Below are 16,702 nucleotides of genomic sequence, written 5' to 3' on the forward strand. Positions count from 1 at the left end.
ATGCGCTCGCATCTCCTGTCGAGATTGATCTCCAAGCCGTCGTCGGGCGCGGCGCCGCTCACGCGTGAGCGTCCGTCCCGCATGACGCCGGACAGCTGGAGCAGCCTGATGGCAGCGGCCCAGGATGGTCATGGCGGTGCGTATCGAAGGCTGCTTGGCGAAACGTCGGAATGGCTCAAGCGCTACTTCGAGCGGCGACTGCCGCCCGGCGACGTGGACGATGCCGTCCAGGAAAATCTGCTCGCCATCCATCGGCGGCGTCATTCCTACGATCCGCAATACCCCTTCGGCCCCTGGCTGGCGGCCATCGCCAAGAACAAGTGGGTCGACCAGTTACGAAGCCTGGCGCGGCGCCCGCTCGACGCGCTTTCGGAAGACTCGGCGGTGGGGGATCACGAGGCGTCGGTGGTTAGCAGCTCGGTACTCGCCAGCCTTCTTGAGGAACTGCGCCCCGCCCAGGCCCAGGCGATCCTGCTGGTCAAGGTGCAGGGCTACAGCGTCGAGGAGGCCTCGTCCCAGACCGGCCTCTCTCCCTCGGCCGTGAAGATGAACATCCACCGTGGCCTCGTGCGCCTCACGGCATTGATTGAGAAGACCCCCGATGTCGAATGAAGCCCTGATCGCCGACCTGACCTCAGGTCTCGCGCCGGTCCAGCGCCGCAGCATGGTGCGAGAGGGCGCGCTCGTCTTTGCACTGTGTGGACTGGAACTTGCGCTCGTTCTCGCCGGAGGCGTGATGCGACCGGACATGCATCACATGGCCGGTTCGCCATACCTGATGTGGAGAGTGGGAAGCCTGGGACTTCTCGCGCTGGCGGCCTGCGCGCTGGCAGTGCGGTCATTCTCGCCCACAACGCGGCCGCGGCAGGGGCTGATGCTCGCCTGCGCCTTGGCAGCCCTAGCCATCGCTGCCGGCGCCTTCGTCATGCCAGATGGAGCGAGTGGCCGAGGGCTGCTCGACCGGATCGATCCGACAAGCGGGATGATGTGCGCGACATCGATCTTCGTGCTCTCGCTGCCGATCGTCGCATTGCTGGGCGCCCTGATGCGCAAGGCCGCGCCGATTCAGCCGAGGCGCAGCGCGCTCGCATCGGGCATCGCCGCGGGCACCTGCGGAGCCTTCGTGTTCGCGTTCTACTGCCCCTTCAACGATCCGCTCTACGTGGTGTTCTGGTACAGCATCGGCTGCGCCGCGGTCACCGGCGTAGCACGATGGTGCCTGCCGCGACGCTTTCGGCTTTAGCCTGACCTCGCGCGGACGCCCCGCGCCGCGCAGTGAAAACTACCCCTCACCGTTCCACCCCGGACTTCCCGGGAACGGAGACGTGCGCCCTCATCACAATAGGAAACGTGCCATGACGACCAACTTCGAGGCGTCCGCTCCCGACAGGGACTGGCTCAAGACCTACTACTATCTGCGCTTCGCGGTCTCTGCCGCCTGGGTCGCGCTGGCGTTCACGCTGGGCAGGAGCGTGCCGCAACTGGCCGCTGTGATGCTCGTCGCCTATCCTGCATGGGACGCCCTTGCGAACGTTCTCGACGCGAGCCGAAGCGGCGGCCTTGCGAGGAACAAGAGCCAGGTGCTGAACTTCGTCATCAGCACGCTCACCGCAGTCGCAGTCGCCGCCACCCTCTCGCATGGCATGCACACGGTGCTGCAGATCTTCGGCGTGTGGGCCGTCCTGTCCGGCCTTCTGCAGCTCGTCACCGGCGCGCGGCGCTGGAAGGCGTATGGAGTGCAGTGGGCGATGATCCTGAGCGGCGCGCAGTCGGGTCTGGCCGGAACCCACATGCTCAACCAGGCAGCAGGTGCCGCACCGGTTAGCATAGTCGACATCGCCCCCTATGCGGCGTTCGGCGCCTTCTATTTCCTCATCTCGGCCGTCTCGCTGACCGTCAGCGACAAGCGGCGCCGCGCCGGGACCGCTGCGGCCTGAGCTTGCGCGGGCGAGACGGTACCTTGCGCTCGCCTGAGAAGAGGAAAGGCTGGTGCAGTGCTTGCTCTATGCAATTGAGCGCTACACCACGTTGATCCTGTTCATGGGCGATCGAAAATATCACCCAACCCATGTCACACCGCGACTGCCCGCCTCGTCATGTCAGCGCAACCCACGAAAGGACCGCTGACATGACTGCAAAGCTCAATCCCTACGCCGCCGCACCCCAACTGATGAAGAACTGGACTGCAACGTCGCTGCTCGTCAACGACAGCCTTGAGGCGGGTCTTGTCGAACTGGTCAAGATCCGTGCTTCGCAGATCAACGGCTGCGCCAACTGCATCAACATGCACACCGCCGAGGCGCGCGAGCGCGGTGAGCACGAGCAGCGCATCTACTTGCTCTCGGCCTGGCAGGAGGCGCCATGCTATAGCGAGCGTGAACGGGCGGCGCTGGCTTGGACCGAGGCATTGATCCGCCTGTCCGAGAGCCACAACCACGAAGCCGCCTACGAAGCGCTGGCGGCACAGTTCACACAGGAGGAGCAGGTGAAGCTCACGCTCGTCATCAACGTGATTGCTGCCTGGAACCGCATGGCCATCGGCTTTGGCATGTGGCTAGAGACGGACGCCACGCGCAAGCTCCAGGCGGCGGCGTGATGCTGGCGGCAGGCGGCGGCGCCCACCTCTTTCCCGAGGTGGAGGACGCGGCGACAAGCTTCGGACCCTTGCGACCCCGCCTGCTGCGCGTTGCCTACCGCATGCTCGGCTCGGTGAGCGATGCCGAAGACGTGGTGCAAGAGGCATTCATTCGCTGGATGAAGGCAGACCGCGCCATTGTGCGCGAACCCGAGGCATTCCTGCGCCGCACGGTCACGCGGCTATGCCTGGACCAGCTCAAGTCGGCGCGGCATCGCCGCGAGACTTACGTAGGCCCGTGGTTGCCGGAACCGCTCGTCGAAGCAGACGAGGAAGACGAGGTCACCCTGCCGCTGATGCTCGCGCTGGAGCGCCTGTCGCCGCTCGAACGCGCCGCCTTTCTGCTCCACGATGTGTTCGGTCTCGCCTTCGAGGAAGTGGCGGCGACGATCGGTCGCGATCCCGCCGCTTGCCGGCAACTGGCCGCACGCGGCCGCGCCCATGTGCGCGCCGGCCGCCCACGCTTTGCTGTTGAGAAGCAGCGCGGCCAGGAAATCGCCGAGGCCTTCTTCGCCGCTTCGCGCAGCGGTGACATGACGGCGCTGGGCACACTGCTGGCAGCCGACGTCAGCCTCCACTCCGACGGCGGCGGCAAGCGGGCTGCGGCGGTCACAGCGGTATGCGGTCTCAAGCCCGTCCTGCGCCTGCATAGGGGGCTAGCCGTGCTGTTCGGCAAGTCCGGCTCGCAACTGGTGCGCACGACCACGATCAACGGGTTGCCCGGCTTCGTCACCTGCGAAGCGGACGGCGAACTGCAGACCACCGCGCTGGAAATCGAAGACGGGAAGATCGTCGCGATCTACATCATGCGTAATCCGGACAAGCTGCGACATCTGCACTGAAATGGCATGTCGGCGGCGCTCAAGGTGGCCTACACTATGGCAGCATGGCGAAGTCTGGCCCGCGCCGCCCTCAATCGACTGCTACGACGTTGTCATCTGAGTTGCGATCGATGTAGAAGTTGTACGGGTCTACTCCGGCGAACGCCGGCTTCTGCGCCGATCTCAGCACGATCCGCTGCCTGCCGGTGACCACATCCTGGCGCGCCATCGCGATCACGTCACTGCGATCGAAAACGCCTTGGCCTGGCTTCTGCTTGAACAAGCCGACTTCGATCGGCTCGCGCAGTGACGCGGAGCGTTCCGTGCCCTTGCCATCGGCGTAGTACTTGGCGGCATCGATGGTGAGCGTCGTGGTCCAGCTGCCATCGGGATTCTTCGTCACCTTGGCATTGTCCGCCTTCAGATCGTAGATCGTGATGCGTTCGAACAAGTCGGTGATCAGCGCCTGCTGCTCGGGCGTGTGGGCTTCCTTGCAGAACTCGGCAATGAGATCGACCGAGCGCGGGTAAGGCGCGCCCTCGAAGCGGTAGCGCGCCAGGAACCGCGCCAGCGCCCGGTCGACCGCGTCCTCGCCCAGCCGTTGCTGGAGCAGGTACATGACCAGCGATCCCTTGCGGTAGTGGATGTAGCCCTGGTCCTCGACGCGGTAGAGCGGCAGCTCCTGCAATCGCTCGCCCTTGCGGTTGCTCAGGTATTGATCCAGTTCGTACTTCAGGAAGCGCCGGATCTTGTCGGGGCCATAAAGGCGTTTCATCACCATCAAAGCCGAGTATTGCGCCATCGTCTCGGATAGCAGGGTGTCGCCCTGCATCGCGCCGCCGACCACCTGGTGTGCCCAGTACTGGTGCGCCAGCTCGTGCGCAGTCACGTAGCTGACATAGTCGATCTTGTCCGGATCGCGTACGTCGGCGGCGAAGCCGATGCTTTCCGAGTAGGGCACGGTGCCAGCGAAGGCTTGGGCGAAGGTACTGTAGCCGGGGAACTCGATGATCCGCGCATAGTCGAACTGGTAGGGGCCAAAGTGTGCGGTGTAGTAGTCGAGCGAAGCCTTCATCGCGGCGAGCATCTTGGGCACGTTCCAGGCGTGCCGCGGGTCGTGGTATACCGAGAGGCGGATGCCGGCATGGTCGTCGTGCGCCTCTGCATAGCGGGCCGACTGGATCGAGAAGAAGTTCAGGATGGGCGCGGGGCTGACGAACGTCGCGGTTCGCCGCCCATTTCGGGTCACGTCGGAAATCTTGTTGCCCGGCGCGATCGGCACTTGGTCTGCGCTGGTACTGAGCACGATGCGCGAGTTGACCCAATCGGCATGCACGTAGTTCTCGCGCTGTGCCGAAGTATCGTCGAGCGAGGCGGGGCGCAGCTCGTCGGGTAGGCCCTGGCGCCGGCGCGCGGTGCGGTCGGTCAGCAAGGCATCGCGGGTCATTCCGATCACCGGCGCGAACACGAAGTTGTTCACGAAGCTGCCGTTCTCGACCAGGTCGGTGTGGGGCTCACCGTTCTCGAAACCGCGCCGCCAGATGGTGGATCGGAAATCGAGCGTGGCGGTGCGGCCAGGCAGCAACGGCGTATCGAAGCGGTAAATGCGATAGCCGTTCAACTTGTCGTAAAAGGCAAGCCTGGCTCCGGCGAGCGCGAGGCTGGTGAAATCGACGGTATCGTCGGACTGGCGCACGTGCACTTGCCAGATTGGCGCCTGGGTCTCGTTGCGCAGGACGTAGCGGCCGGTCACGTCCATCCGGCGGCGGGCGGGGTCGAGCGCGACATTGAAGGCGACGTCGGTCACCACGGGACGTGGCAGGTTCTCGTACTTGAGATAGCGACGTTCGTAGTCGGCGGTCTGCTTCTCGATCTGGTCCTTCGTGCGGTAGAGGTTGAGCTCGGCAATGTTGTGGTGGATCAGGATGCCGCTGCCCACCATGCCCGCCAGCCCGAGCGCGGCGAGGGTCGCCGAAACGGGCGTGATCCGCCGGCCGATGCCCGCGATCCGCGGCCGCACCGCGACCACCGTGCCGCGCGGCCACATCCAGTGTGCGAGCACCAGCAGGATCAGACCGAAGCAGCCCCAGTACAGCCGGCCCCACATCGCCCCGGCCCAGAATCCCGAGCCGTTCATGTCACTGAGCGGCTCGGTCGGTCCACCACCGTAGATATACAGCATGTTCGAATAGCCGAGATTGCTCAAGAACACGCGGCTGACGAACCACACCAGCATCACGCCCCAGCCCACGTACTTGTTGGGGCTGACGACTTGCACGAAGACCGACAGGATCGCGATCGCCAGCAGGTCGATGCTCTGCGGTAAGACCAGCCAGGCGAGATAGCTGCCCCACTCAATGTGAGTCACGCCGCGGCTCAGCTGATAGGCCACACCCATCGCCATGCCGCCGAGCGTCATGGCCAGCAGCACCGCGAGGATTGCGAGGATCTTGGGCACGAAGATCGCCCAGGCCGGCGCGGGCGTGGAATCGACAATTTCGTTGATCCGAGTGTCGCGCTCGCGCCAGACCAGCTCGCCGCCGTAGAACACCGCGACGACAACGGTGAACAGGGTCATGCCAATCATCACTGTCGAAATGACATTGGCAGTCAACGGATAGGACGGCGTCCCGTACTGCGTCTCCGCGAAGGCTAGCGCGGTCCCGGTGTATATCAGCGCGATCAGCAGCAGCACGATGAGGCCGGGGCTCTTCAGGACGAGAAGCACCTCGGTCTTCAAGCGCTGACGGAATATCGCGGCGACAGCTTGGGCCGATCCGGCGCGGCCGGTCACCGTTTGCCCACCCGTCACCGGGAGCACTGCCGCGGCCTTGGCCAGCTTGCGGTCGTCTCGCGCGATCTTGCGCAGACGACGCTTGGAGGGCGCACGCTCGGTCATGCTGAAGCGCTGCCAGGTCACGCCCAGGAACAGCGCGCTGAGCGCCAGAACGACGAGGCGGTTGAACAGCAGGTTGCCCGCAAGCGGCAGCAGGCGGCCGTTCATGTCGTCCGCCGTCCAGTACCGTGTGACCTGCTCGAGCGCGCCCATCGCCATCGGTTCGAACTGGGCGAGCACGTCCTGGTATTCGGGGCGCGGACCCAGCACGCTGTTGACGATGAGATAGCCCATCACGAACACGAGCACGCCGACGTAGCTCGCCAGCATAGAGCGCGTCATCGTCGTCAAGGCGAAGAGGAACGCCGAGGATAGCAGGATGTTGGGGATCGCGATGATGAGGAACGGCCAGGCGTATGCCGCCAGTCCCCCAGGTCCCACCGTCTCGGGATCGACCCAAGGCATGGACGCGCCGACGCCGATGCCGATCGGCACCGCCATATAGCCCAGGATCGCGACTGCCAGTCCGCCTAGAAACCGCCCGGCGAGGAACTGGCCGCGCGTGATCGGCGTGGCGCGGATCATCGGGCTGAACCCGGTGACGTCGTCGCGCACCACCGCGTTCGCCACGAAGGAGGTAATCACGAACAGGTAGAACAGCCCCATGACGGCCGTTGCCACGGAGATCGCATAAGGCGAGTTCTCGTGCACCGAGCCGGGCGTCCCGATACTCACGTTGGCACTCGCCGAGATGCCGAAGCCGAGCAGGAAGAAGATAGCGGCCGAGACCCAGAACACCGGGTTCTTCAACTGATAGCGAAGCTCGAAACGAGCGATGGAAACGAACATCATGGCGCGTTCCGTCCGGCTCAGGCAGTTTCGACGGCGGGGCGGCGCACCGACGCGAGCGTGGCGAAGTAGACGTCCTCCAGCCCGCCCTGCACCGGATCAAACCCATCCGGGCGCTCGTCGCTGAGGACGTGGATGATGACGCGCCCGGCGAAGAAGCGATGCGAGATGATCTCGTGGTTGAGCTTGTAGTTATCTAGCTGGTCGTGATCGATGGTGCGTTGCCAGACGCGGCCGCGGGTCGACTCGATCAGGTCGCGCGGCGCGCCTTCCAGCTGTACGCGCCCGTTCGCCAAGACCGCCATGCGCGGGCACAAGTCGGCGACGCGTCGACGATGTGGGTGGAGAGGATCACGACTACATTCTCGCCGATGCCGGCGAGCAGGTTAAGGAAGCGGTTGCGCTCCTCGGGATCGAGACCGGCGGTGGGCTCGTCGACGATGATCAGCTCGGGGTTCCCGATCAGTGCCTGGGCAATGCCGAAGCGCTGCCGCATGCCGCCTGAAAAGCCGGCGATCGCCTTGCCACGCACGCTCCACAAGTTGGTCTGCTCCAGCAGCGTCTCGACCACGATCCTGCGATCCGCGCGGCCGGAAATGCCCTTCAACACGGCCATGTGGTCCAGCATCTGGTATGCCGAGACGCGCGGATAGACACCGAAGTCCTGCGGCAGATAGCCGAGGGTGCGGCGCAGCTTCTCCGGCTCGGCCAGGATGTCGATATCGCCCAGCGAGATGCTGCCGTGAGTCGGGGCCTGCAGCGTCGCGATCGTGCGCATCAGCGTCGACTTGCCCGCGCCATTGGGGCCGAGCAGGCCGAACATGCCACGCGGTATGGAGAGCGTGACATCGTCGAGCGCGCGTGTGCCGTTAGGATAGACGTGGCTTACGCCGACTAGTTCCAGCATTCGCGTAACCCCCATGAACCCGCCGCATACTAGCAAGCTTTCGAACGCTTCAAAGCGTTCGCTGCAATCGACACAAGCGGCCGAGCAAGCAATCTAGAGCGCGTCTCCAGCTTCGGGCGGCTATGACCGGTCGTTGCAGTCTGACCCCTACGCTACTCAGCGGCGCGCGATGGCTTTCCACTTGCTCGTGCCGACAGGTGCGCATCCGCAAACAGCTTTGCAGCACAGCGTGAGCCTAGTACTCCGCTTTTTGCACTTTGTTTCCAACACCAAGCGCACTTCTGTGTTGATGTAAATCAACTACTTAGTCAGATCTGATGGGGAACTGTTCGCGCTCCACAGGGTTGTCGATGTAATCGTAAGATTGGGAGCTCAAAGGATGCACGCGGTGACAGATGCCGATCGCGCGGCGGCGGAGGAATTGCGTGCGGCCTTGGCGGATATTTCTGGTTTCTGGCACACGCCCGGCGACTTGAGCCCGATATGCGTGGCTATGGCCCGTCACCGCGAAACCGTTGAGCGTCAGCAACTTGCCGTTATGGGGCAAGCAACGCTTGGGAACTCCTTGGGCGGCTTGGCGCCGGCAGGCCGAGAGGTCTCGGTCGGCCGCAGGGAGGTTGCCGAGCGGCGCAAGGGCCAGGGTCTGGGCTATCGCGCGCGAACCTCGATCTGATCTGCATGAGCACATGCTTGGCAACGTAGCTGTGAGGAACTGGCGCATCGCTCAGTAATCACCTGATTGATCCCGCGAGGACGAAAGCGGCCTCGCCGAACCGGCAGTAATGGAGACGCGCATGTTGGCGATGGATTACCGCGGCCCTTACCGCGTCCGACTTTCCGAGAAACCGATGCCGCGCATCCAGCATCCGGGCGACGCGATCGTGCGGGTGACGCGCTCGTGCATTTGCGGCTCGGACCTGCATCTTTACCACGGCATGGTTCCCGACACGCGCGTGGGCACGACGTTCGGTCACGAGTTCTGCGGCATCGTGGAAGAGGTCGGTTCCGAAGTTCAGAACCTCAAGGTCGGTGATCACGTGCTGGTCCCATTCAACATCGCGTGCGGGAAGTGCCACTTCTGCCAGCAGGGCCTGTTCGGAAATTGCCACGAGTCCAACCCGCAGGCGACCGCTGTGGGCGGCATCTTCGGATACTCGCATACGGCAGGCGGATATGACGGAGGGCAAGCCGAGTACGTGCGCGTGCCCTACGCCGATGTAGGCCCAACCGTGATCCCCGAGTGGATGGATCCGGACGACGCCGTGTTGCTCACCGACGTCGTGCCGACCGGGTATCAGGCCGCCGAGATGGGAGGCATCCAGAAGGGCGACACCGTCGTCATCTTCGGCGCCGGACCTGTCGGCATCATGGCCGCACGCTGCGCGTGGCTGTTTGGCGCCGGCCGCGTGATCGTGTTCGACATGCACGACTATCGCCTGGAGTTCGTCAAGACTTACGCTCCGGCCGAAGTCTACAACTTCAAGGAAGTCGACGACGTGGTCGTCTTCATGAAGAAGACCACCGATGGCCTTGGCGCAGACGTGGTGATCGATGCCGTCGGCGGCGATGCGCAAGGCAACTTCCTGCAATGGCTGATGGGCAGCAAGCTCAAGCTGGAAGCCGGCTCGGCCACCGCGCTGCACTGGGCGATCAACTCGGTGAAGAAGGGCGGGATCGTCTCGATCGTCGGCGTCTACGGACCGACCGGCAACATGATTCCGATCGGCAATGTCGTGAACAAAGGCATCACCATCCGCGCCAACCAGGCTTCGGTGAAGCGACTGCTACCGCGCCTGATCGAGCACGTGCGCGTCGGCCACATCAATCCCAAGGCGCTGATCACGCACAAGGTTCCCCTGCGCGAGATCGCCGACGCCTACCACATCTTCGCGGCCAAGCTGGACGGCTGCATCAAGCCGGTGCTGGTGCCCCATGGCTGACGAACAGGAGCGAACGATGGACTTGCCGGTGAAGACCCAGAGCCCGCACCTTGTCGACACCTCGACGATCCCCGGCTGGGGCGTAGACGCGGACCCGCGCAACGACCCTACGTACCCGATCCGCGACCAGCGCGCCGATCACGGGCTGACCAAGAACTGGGACCGGCCCACGGTACAGCAGCCGCAAGTCGAGATCCTGCAATCGATCGAGCACATCCGCCAACCTGCGGTTGTGGGCACATCGGTGCCGCCAACGGGGTTCAGCGGGATGATGCGCCGCGCTGCATTCCGCTGGAGCGAGTCGAACTGGATGCACTGGCTGCTCCTGCTGGGCGCCGATCGCGTGAACGTGGTCGAGGGGCTGGTCGAAGATCTGGCGCATGCGCGCCTCCCCAACATTCCGGGCGAGATGGGGATCAAGGCAGAGCTGTCGTTCAACAAGCGGGGGTTCGCGCGCAAGATCGCCGTTGCCGGCGCTGGCGCGGCCCTGGGCTATGTCGCGATCAAGGCGGCCCGTCACCCCCGACCGTAGCCCTGCTCTCGCCTTTTAGCGCGATCCATCAGTCGACAGGAGCCCCTATGCCCAGAACTCTCTATCTCGCTGCAGCCGTCCTCGCACTGTCGGCTTGCGGCACGCATGACAACGGATCCAATGCGCAAGACCTGCAGAGCGAAGGCGCCGTCGACAAGGCCGGCACGGTCGACGATCCCGGCGTCGCGCAAGCCGAAGCGCAGCCTTCCGACAACACGAACATCTACGTGTCGCAGGCCGCCATCGGCGACCTCTTCGAAATACAGTCCAGTCAGCTCGCGCTGAAGAAGGCGCAATCGGCTGAAGTAAAGGCATTCGCCAAGCAGATGATCGCCGATCACACCGCGACCACTGCTCAGCTCAAGACGCTGGCATCGCTGCAGGAAGTCGGCCGCGCTCTCCCGACGCAAGTCGATGCGCCGCACAAGGCCATGCTCGACCAGCTGAATGCGGTATCGGGCGCGGCCTTCGACAAGGCCTACCTCGACCAGCAAGCTCGGGCCCATCAGGAAGCACTGCTGCTGCACGCGGATTATGCGGACAAGGGCACGGTGAGTGCGGTAAAATCCTTTGCACAGACGGTCACGCCCAAGATCCAGCATCATGCCGACATGGTGAAACAGCTTCAGGCCAGCCTCGCGGGCGGCGCACGCTAAGGCATTACCATGATCAAGGCGCCTCAGCCTCTCTCCCAGCCGCTGCCCATCCCCGAACCCAAAGACGAGTCCTACGGCGCGGCTCTGCGGCTCCATGTCGACGCTACCGACGTGCTGCGCCGGATATTCCGGGTTCAAGAGACGATCCCCGTACGACAAGCCGGCGTGCTGACACTCATGTATCCCAAGTGGCTGCCGGGCTACCACTCGCCACAAGCACCGATCGAGCTGCTTGCCGGGCTGGTGTTCGAAGCGAACGGCGAACGCCTGCACTGGGTGCGCCATCCGACCGAGGTGCATGCCTTCCACGTTCACGTTCCCGACGGCGTGGATGCGATCGAGGCCTCGTTCCAGTACGTCACGCCGACCAGTAGCGTGCAGGGACGCGTCGTCGTCAGCCAGAGGCTGCTGAACCTCGCCTGGAACGCAGTGGTCCTCTATCCCGCCGGGTACTTCTCGCGCGGGATTGAGGTCGAAGCGAGCGTCACTCTGCCGGACGGCTGGAGTTTCGCCACCGCGCTGCCGGTCGAGACACAGGAAGGCAGCAGCGTATCGTTCCGCCGGGTTGGCCTGGACGAATTCGTGGACTCGCCGATGATGGGCGGGCTTCATGCGAAGCGGATAGCGTTGGACGATACGGTCACGCTCAATGTCTTTGCCGAAGAATCCGAGCACCTCGATGCCAGTGACGAACAGATCGCGGCCCACCGCGGCGTGGTCGAGCAAGCGGACTTGTTGTTCGGCCCGCGCCCCTTCGACCGCTTCGAAGTGCTGCTGGCGCTGAGCGATGAGATCGGCAGCATCGGCGTCGAGCACCATCGCTCATGCGAGATCGCCAGCGTGCCGGGCTACTTTGCCGATTGGGAGAACACCTTTCCCCGGCGGGACAGCTTTCCGCACGAGTATATTCACGGTTGGAACGGCAAGCACCGGCGGGGCGCGGACTCCTGGGCGCCCTGCTTCTACCAGCCTATCCGCAACAGCCTGATGTGGGTCTACGAGGGCCAGACGCAGTACTGGGATCGCGTGCTCTCGGCGCGCTCGGGCTTGTGGTCGGCTGAACATGCCCTGGCAGCCCTGGCGGACACAGCGGCGACGCACGACATGCAGGCCGGCTCACGATGGCGGCCGATGAGCGACACGACGCGAGATCCGATCATCGCGGCGCGCAGCCCGCTGCCCTGGCCCAGCTGGCAGCGCAGCGAAGACTACTACACCGAGGGCGCGCTCATCTGGCTGGACGTCGACACGCGAATACGCGAGTTGAGCGGCGACTGTCGTTCGCTCGATGATTTCGCACGAGCCTTCTTCGGCGCCGATGAGCCGAGGGGCGGCTATACCGAGACGTACCTGTTCGATGACGTTGTTCGCACTCTCAACAGCATCGCCGAATACGATTGGTCCAGCTTCTTCATCGACATGCTCGAGAACACCCGCGGCGAGGCTCCGCTCGCGGGAATCGAACGCGGCGGGTATCAGTTGGTATATCGCGACACACCCACCGCCCTATGGCGCGCCCGCGAGCAGCTGACAGGAGTGACGAGCTTCATCTTCTCGCTTGGGCTCACCGTCTCCGGCGACGGAGCCTTGGGGGAGGTGCGCTGGGACAGTCCGGCCTTCGAGCAAGCGCTGACGTCCGGCTCGCAGCTGCTCGGCGTGAACGGCCAGACTTTCAGCGTCGAGAGCCTGGACAGGGCAGTCTCGAGAAGCCGCGAGGGCGAGCGGGTCCAATGCCTGGTGCAAGACGGCCATCGCCAGCGCGAGGTTGAGTTCGACTATACCGAAGGCCACCGCTACCCGGCATTGCAGCCCCTCCCCGACCAGCCACCGCGCCTCGATCGGATCCTGATGCCGCGTTAGCAAGCACCCGCGCGGTAGCTGATCGGGCTCATGTGGTTCCCGCAGCAGCCCGTTGCAGCGCTTCCAGTTCGACCTGGTCGTGCGAGCAGAAGATGGTCAGCTCGGTCCCGTGTCGACGCTTGAGGTCTCTCAGGCGCTCTTGGTTGCCGAGACGTTGCACGCGATCGACTTCCATCAGCCTCTGGTAAGCGCGCAAACCGGGCGTGCAGCGCGTGTGTTTCAGGTCCATTTCGCCGCGGTAGAAGTAGGCATCGCCCGCATTGAGCACCCAGCCCTGACCCGCATCGACTGCGATGCCGGCGTGGCCGAAGGTATGACCGGGCAGTGGCACCATCAGGATCTCGGGCGGCAGACCTTCCAACTGACGCACCGCTTCGAAGCCGAACCACGTCTCACCGGCGTGCCCATACGTCCGCCAGTCGCGTACCTCGTCCCACTGGTCCGGGCGATAGCGCCGGCGTGCGATGAAGCCCTGCCGCTTGCGCTCGGCGGCGTCGCGTTCGCGCTCCATGACGTGTACGCGGGCCTCGGGGAAGTCCTCGATCCCACCGGCATGGTCGAAGTCCAGGTGCGTGAGCACGATGTGGCGCACGTCCCGTGGCGAGAAGCCGAGTTGCTCGACCTGGTAGCGCGCCGTGTCCTCGATCCGGAAGCGGATGTTGAGCAGTGCGTGGAAGAAGCGGCTGAGGCGCGGATGGGGGTGGCGCACGTCGGCAGTTCCATAGCCGGTATCGATGAGAACCAATCCCTGATCGGTCTCGATCAGCTGCGCGGTACACGGGATTGTCGCCAAGGGGCCATGGCTGAAGCCGTCGAACAGCGGCCCGCCAAGCGGACAGTCCGTCCCGCACTTGAGATAGTGGATGCGCATGATGGTCCTTCCGTGACGCTACCCTATGTCGAACGCAGTGCAGACGGGTTCGGATGATACTTTTTCGTCATTGGGCGAAGAATAGCCAAGGGTGATCGCCCCGGATAAGGCCAGCTCGGAGCGCGACATGGCAAGTAGTGCGGCTGAGCGCTGTTCCGCTTTGTTGCCTCAGCCGCGATCTGCCTGCATCCTCGGGGCGGCCCATGCTCAAGAAGGATAGGTGATGATCAAGCCAGCCGTTGCTGCCGTCTGTCTGGCCATTCTCCTGCTTGCCGGATCGGCACAGGCGCAGAGCAATCTTTGGTTCGGCACCTGGAAGCTCCGGCCGAACGATGCGAGCGAGAAGCCGGAGACGCTGATCTATAGCGACGCAGGAGACGGAGCCATGAAGATGGTCTCTGTCGAGCAGCAAAGCATCATTATCACTCACTTAGACGGTAAGCGGGCAGCGGACGTGGGTCCCGGAAACCGGCAAGGCGCATCGCTGGCGGTCAAGGCCACCTCGCCAACCAGCTATGATTGGACCTTCTTCAAGGATGGCAAGCCTTTCGTCCAGGGCAGGAACACGCTCGCGGCAGATCTGAAGTCGTTCAACGAGGTGAGTTGGCTGGTAACAAGGCCGAGCGACGTAGTCGCCCTCGTCTACGAGCGGCAGTGAGATGTGCCGATGTGATCAAAGACCGTGATGGACAAAGGGCATCACCTATACACCAAGCGATCCGGAGCGCGCTGCGGCTCAAAGCTTCGCAAGCCGTCCACCATCAACCGCGAGCGAAGTACCGGTGATGAACTTCGCATCGTCACTGGCAAGGAACGCCACGGCCGCGGCGATGTCCTCGGGCGTGCCGACATCGCGCTTGTCGATCGTCTCGGCGCCTGATTTCACGTTGGGGTTGTCCCAAAGCATCGGCGTGTCGATCGCGCCGGGCAGCACCGCGTTGGCACGGATCCTGACATCTCGCCCTTCGATCGAGCTTGTGCGCGTCAGCGATAGCAACGCCGCCTTTGCCGCCGAATAGGGAGCGGCGTTGGCGCTTGTCTCGATCGCATGGACGCTGGCGATGTTGACGATGGCGCCGCCCTTGTCGCCGCAATGCAGGAAGGCCTGACGCGTAAAGAACGCCGCACCAAGCAAATCGACACGCAGCACCTTCAGCCAGTCCTCGCCGGTGAACTCCGCCAAGGTCTTGAAGGTCATCAGCCCGGCGTTGTTGACCACCACATCGAGCCGGCCGAACCTGTCGAGCGCCGTACGCACCGTAGCTTCGACCTGCTCTTCCGCGCCAACATCGCAAGCCACGCCGATCGCCAGCCCGCCGGCATCGGCCACGAGCTTGTCGGCCGTCGCCTTGGCGGCATCGCCCTTGAGATCGGCTATAATGACGCTTGCGCTTTCAGCGTGCAGCCGAGCGGCGATGGCAGCGCCGATCCCTCCGGCGGCACCCGTGACGATGGCGACTTTACCTACGAAGCGGCGTTCCATCATCCATTCTCCTGAACTGCAGGCGCCGTCGGTCTCGCCTTGATCATGCTGGCGGCGCGTTGCATCTGGCGTCTGGCGTGCTGCTCGCTGACTTCGTCGGGCAGGACGACCGGCACCGTCAAACACAGGCTCTGCGTCGGCAGCACGTCGCGCCACTCGCTGATGAGCTTCTTGTAGGCCTCGCCGACCGGGCGGATCTTGCGATCCAGATCGTAGAGGCCGAGCGGATTGACGTTACCGTTCTTCTCGCGCAGCGCACTGTCCCAATCGACCTGGTCCGTCAGCGAGTACCAGGTGAAGCCGACAACCGGCACGCCATCATTACGCACGCGCAAGACGTTGGCCCATTCCTTCCAGAGCCAGTCGACCGCTTCGCTGCCGGCAGGGCCCTGGTTGAGGTTGGTCTCGGTATGCATGACCGGGAGGCGATAGCGGTCGTGATACTGCCGGGTGATCTCGCTATAGCCGAAAATCTCGCCCGAGGCACGTGTCGACCCGTCCGCCGAAACGCGGTGCTCGTTGGTGACGTAGTAGTCGTTCCCCATGATGCAGTGCTGCTTCATGCGGTTCTGCAGGAAGAAATGGTACTCATCTCGGGACATGCCGTTGTCGAGCAAGTACTCGTACATTTCTGAGTCGACCCGTCGGCCATAGTTGAGGTCGAGCGAGAGGAACCGCTGCGAGTTCATCACCTCGGCCGGGCGGATCGCCGCGGGGCTGTCGGCGTGGAAGTATTCGGAAGACTCGCTCTGCACGAAGATCGCATCCGGCCGGACCTTGAGGATTGCTTGCATCGCCAGCACGTTGGCCTTGACGATGTGCTTGAGCGCGGTGACGAACGCGAGGTCGCTGCTAAGCTGTTCGTTCCACCATCCATATCGCGCTGAGAAGGTTGCGCAGATGTACATCTCGTTGACCGGGGTATAGAGTTGCACCCACGGAAAGCGCTCTGCAAAGGCGAGCGCGTAGTGGCAGAACCGCTCGGAGAAGTCGGGGTTCTGGAAGTTGCCGATCCAGTCCGGCACGCCGAAGTGGCACAAGTCGACGATCGGTACGATATTGCGCCGTTTCAGCTCGGCAAAGGCAAGGTCGGAAAACTCCCAGTCGTACTTGTCCGGGCCAAGCCAGGTCTTGTGGATCGGTGGGCCGAACCGCAGGTACCCGATGCCCATTTCCTGGACGAGGGCGAAGTCCTCTTTCCAGCGCTGGTAATGGCCGCAGCTCTCCATCTCATCGACGCGGGTGCGACCGCCATCGATGGTCGGCACGGAGTTCTCGATGCCGGTGGCGAACATGAAGGTGGTAATGAGGA

The 16,702-nt window shown here is 63.9% G+C and carries 17 protein-coding genes; 11 read left to right on the plus strand and 6 right to left on the minus strand.

What is annotated here, in order from left to right:
• The 5 genes from GV044_RS02855 (at position 1) to GV044_RS02875 (ending at position 3,477) form a co-directional block, all read left to right on the plus strand.
• Entirely contained in the window at positions 1-612 is a 612-nt protein-coding gene (locus GV044_RS02855; protein ID WP_159865181.1) for a sigma-70 family RNA polymerase sigma factor, read from the plus strand.
• On the plus strand, positions 602-1,243 hold the full coding sequence (locus GV044_RS02860) for an NrsF family protein (protein WP_159865184.1): 642 nt from the start codon (positions 602-604) through the stop codon (positions 1,241-1,243). The genes GV044_RS02855 and GV044_RS02860 overlap by 11 nt, the downstream gene beginning before the upstream one ends.
• A 112-nt stretch (positions 1,244-1,355) precedes the next feature.
• Complete coding sequence (locus GV044_RS02865; protein WP_159865189.1) at positions 1,356-1,937, plus strand: DUF308 domain-containing protein; 582 nt, start codon at positions 1,356-1,358, stop codon at positions 1,935-1,937.
• 191 nt (positions 1,938-2,128) lie between these two features.
• The gene (locus GV044_RS02870; RefSeq protein ID WP_159865192.1) at positions 2,129-2,596 is read left to right on the plus strand and encodes a carboxymuconolactone decarboxylase family protein; all 468 of its coding nucleotides are present in this window, start codon (positions 2,129-2,131) and stop codon (positions 2,594-2,596) included.
• Positions 2,596-3,477, plus strand: coding sequence for a sigma-70 family RNA polymerase sigma factor (locus GV044_RS02875; protein WP_159870776.1), 882 nt, complete (start codon positions 2,596-2,598; stop codon positions 3,475-3,477). Before GV044_RS02870 ends, GV044_RS02875 begins: the two co-directional genes overlap by 1 nt.
• A 70-nt stretch (positions 3,478-3,547) precedes the next feature.
• Here GV044_RS02875 and GV044_RS02880 read toward each other — a convergent pair whose 3' ends face one another.
• From GV044_RS02880 to GV044_RS02885, 3 genes are read right to left on the minus strand one after another with little or no spacing between them, the layout of a single operon-like run.
• Positions 3,548-7,144 carry a M1 family aminopeptidase gene (locus tag GV044_RS02880; protein ID WP_236554640.1) on the minus strand — a complete coding sequence of 1,199 codons (3,597 nt, stop codon included), beginning with the start codon at positions 7,142-7,144 and terminating at the stop codon, positions 3,548-3,550.
• Positions 7,145-7,161: 17 nt separating this feature from the next.
• Positions 7,162-7,437, minus strand: a complete 276-nt coding sequence (locus GV044_RS22005; protein ID WP_236554642.1) for a hypothetical protein — start codon at positions 7,435-7,437, stop codon at positions 7,162-7,164.
• Positions 7,392-8,048 (minus strand): ABC transporter ATP-binding protein, encoded by a 657-nt coding sequence (locus GV044_RS02885; RefSeq protein ID WP_236554643.1) that lies wholly within the window; start codon positions 8,046-8,048, stop codon positions 7,392-7,394. The genes GV044_RS22005 and GV044_RS02885 overlap by 46 nt, the downstream gene beginning before the upstream one ends.
• Before the next feature lie 388 nt (positions 8,049-8,436).
• Here GV044_RS02885 and GV044_RS02890 point away from each other — a divergent pair, with 388 nt between their 5' ends.
• The 5 genes from GV044_RS02890 (at position 8,437) to GV044_RS02910 (ending at position 13,036) form a co-directional block, all read left to right on the plus strand.
• Entirely contained in the window at positions 8,437-8,721 is a 285-nt protein-coding gene (locus tag GV044_RS02890) for a hypothetical protein (RefSeq protein ID WP_159865195.1), read from the plus strand.
• Positions 8,722-8,842: 121 nt separating this feature from the next.
• On the plus strand, positions 8,843-9,988 hold the full coding sequence (locus tag GV044_RS02895) for a zinc-dependent alcohol dehydrogenase (protein WP_159865198.1): 1,146 nt from the start codon (positions 8,843-8,845) through the stop codon (positions 9,986-9,988).
• Positions 9,981-10,520, plus strand: coding sequence for a hypothetical protein (locus GV044_RS02900; RefSeq protein WP_201298998.1), 540 nt, complete (start codon positions 9,981-9,983; stop codon positions 10,518-10,520). Before GV044_RS02895 ends, GV044_RS02900 begins: the two co-directional genes overlap by 8 nt.
• A gap of 47 nt (positions 10,521-10,567) precedes the next feature.
• Positions 10,568-11,176 carry a DUF4142 domain-containing protein gene (locus tag GV044_RS02905; protein ID WP_159865201.1) on the plus strand — a complete coding sequence of 203 codons (609 nt, stop codon included), beginning with the start codon at positions 10,568-10,570 and terminating at the stop codon, positions 11,174-11,176.
• 9 nt (positions 11,177-11,185) lie between these two features.
• Positions 11,186-13,036 carry a M61 family metallopeptidase gene (locus GV044_RS02910; protein WP_159865204.1) on the plus strand — a complete coding sequence of 617 codons (1,851 nt, stop codon included), beginning with the start codon at positions 11,186-11,188 and terminating at the stop codon, positions 13,034-13,036.
• A 28-nt stretch (positions 13,037-13,064) separates the two neighbouring features.
• Here GV044_RS02910 and GV044_RS02915 read toward each other — a convergent pair whose 3' ends face one another.
• On the minus strand, positions 13,065-13,907 hold the full coding sequence (locus GV044_RS02915; protein WP_159865207.1) for an MBL fold metallo-hydrolase: 843 nt from the start codon (positions 13,905-13,907) through the stop codon (positions 13,065-13,067).
• 223 nt (positions 13,908-14,130) lie between these two features.
• Here GV044_RS02915 and GV044_RS02920 point away from each other — a divergent pair, with 223 nt between their 5' ends.
• Positions 14,131-14,565 carry a hypothetical protein gene (locus tag GV044_RS02920; RefSeq protein ID WP_159865210.1) on the plus strand — a complete coding sequence of 145 codons (435 nt, stop codon included), beginning with the start codon at positions 14,131-14,133 and terminating at the stop codon, positions 14,563-14,565.
• Between the two features lie 78 nt (positions 14,566-14,643).
• Here GV044_RS02920 and GV044_RS02925 read toward each other — a convergent pair whose 3' ends face one another.
• Together GV044_RS02925 and GV044_RS02930 are read right to left on the minus strand one after the other, a co-directional pair.
• On the minus strand, positions 14,644-15,390 hold the full coding sequence (locus GV044_RS02925) for an SDR family NAD(P)-dependent oxidoreductase (RefSeq protein ID WP_236554644.1): 747 nt from the start codon (positions 15,388-15,390) through the stop codon (positions 14,644-14,646).
• Positions 15,390-16,685, minus strand: a complete 1,296-nt coding sequence (locus GV044_RS02930; RefSeq protein ID WP_159865216.1) for a family 1 glycosylhydrolase — start codon at positions 16,683-16,685, stop codon at positions 15,390-15,392. The genes GV044_RS02925 and GV044_RS02930 overlap by 1 nt, the downstream gene beginning before the upstream one ends.
• Between the last annotated feature and the right edge of the window lie 17 nt (positions 16,686-16,702).

This window comes from Novosphingobium sp. 9U (assembly GCF_902506425.1).
Classification (GTDB): Bacteria; Pseudomonadota; Alphaproteobacteria; order Sphingomonadales; family Sphingomonadaceae; genus Novosphingobium.

Coding starts and splice junctions, on each gene's coding strand:
- GV044_RS02855 (WP_159865181.1), top strand. CDS start 1: ATGCGCTCGCATCTCCTGTCGAGATTGATCTCCAAGCCGTCGTCGGGC.
- GV044_RS02860 (WP_159865184.1), top strand. CDS start 602: ATGTCGAATGAAGCCCTGATCGCCGACCTGACCTCAGGTCTCGCGCCG.
- GV044_RS02865 (WP_159865189.1), top strand. CDS start 1,356: ATGACGACCAACTTCGAGGCGTCCGCTCCCGACAGGGACTGGCTCAAG.
- GV044_RS02870 (WP_159865192.1), top strand. CDS start 2,129: ATGACTGCAAAGCTCAATCCCTACGCCGCCGCACCCCAACTGATGAAG.
- GV044_RS02875 (WP_159870776.1), top strand. CDS start 2,596: ATGCTGGCGGCAGGCGGCGGCGCCCACCTCTTTCCCGAGGTGGAGGAC.
- GV044_RS02880 (WP_236554640.1), bottom strand. CDS start 7,144: ATGATGTTCGTTTCCATCGCTCGTTTCGAGCTTCGCTATCAGTTGAAG.
- GV044_RS02885 (WP_236554643.1), bottom strand. CDS start 8,048: ATGCTGGAACTAGTCGGCGTAAGCCACGTCTATCCTAACGGCACACGC.
- GV044_RS02895 (WP_159865198.1), top strand. CDS start 8,843: ATGTTGGCGATGGATTACCGCGGCCCTTACCGCGTCCGACTTTCCGAG.
- GV044_RS02900 (WP_201298998.1), top strand. CDS start 9,981: ATGGCTGACGAACAGGAGCGAACGATGGACTTGCCGGTGAAGACCCAG.
- GV044_RS02905 (WP_159865201.1), top strand. CDS start 10,568: ATGCCCAGAACTCTCTATCTCGCTGCAGCCGTCCTCGCACTGTCGGCT.
- GV044_RS02910 (WP_159865204.1), top strand. CDS start 11,186: ATGATCAAGGCGCCTCAGCCTCTCTCCCAGCCGCTGCCCATCCCCGAA.
- GV044_RS02915 (WP_159865207.1), bottom strand. CDS start 13,907: ATGCGCATCCACTATCTCAAGTGCGGGACGGACTGTCCGCTTGGCGGG.
- GV044_RS02920 (WP_159865210.1), top strand. CDS start 14,131: ATGATCAAGCCAGCCGTTGCTGCCGTCTGTCTGGCCATTCTCCTGCTT.
- GV044_RS02925 (WP_236554644.1), bottom strand. CDS start 15,390: ATGGAACGCCGCTTCGTAGGTAAAGTCGCCATCGTCACGGGTGCCGCC.
- GV044_RS02930 (WP_159865216.1), bottom strand. CDS start 16,685: ATGTTCGCCACCGGCATCGAGAACTCCGTGCCGACCATCGATGGCGGT.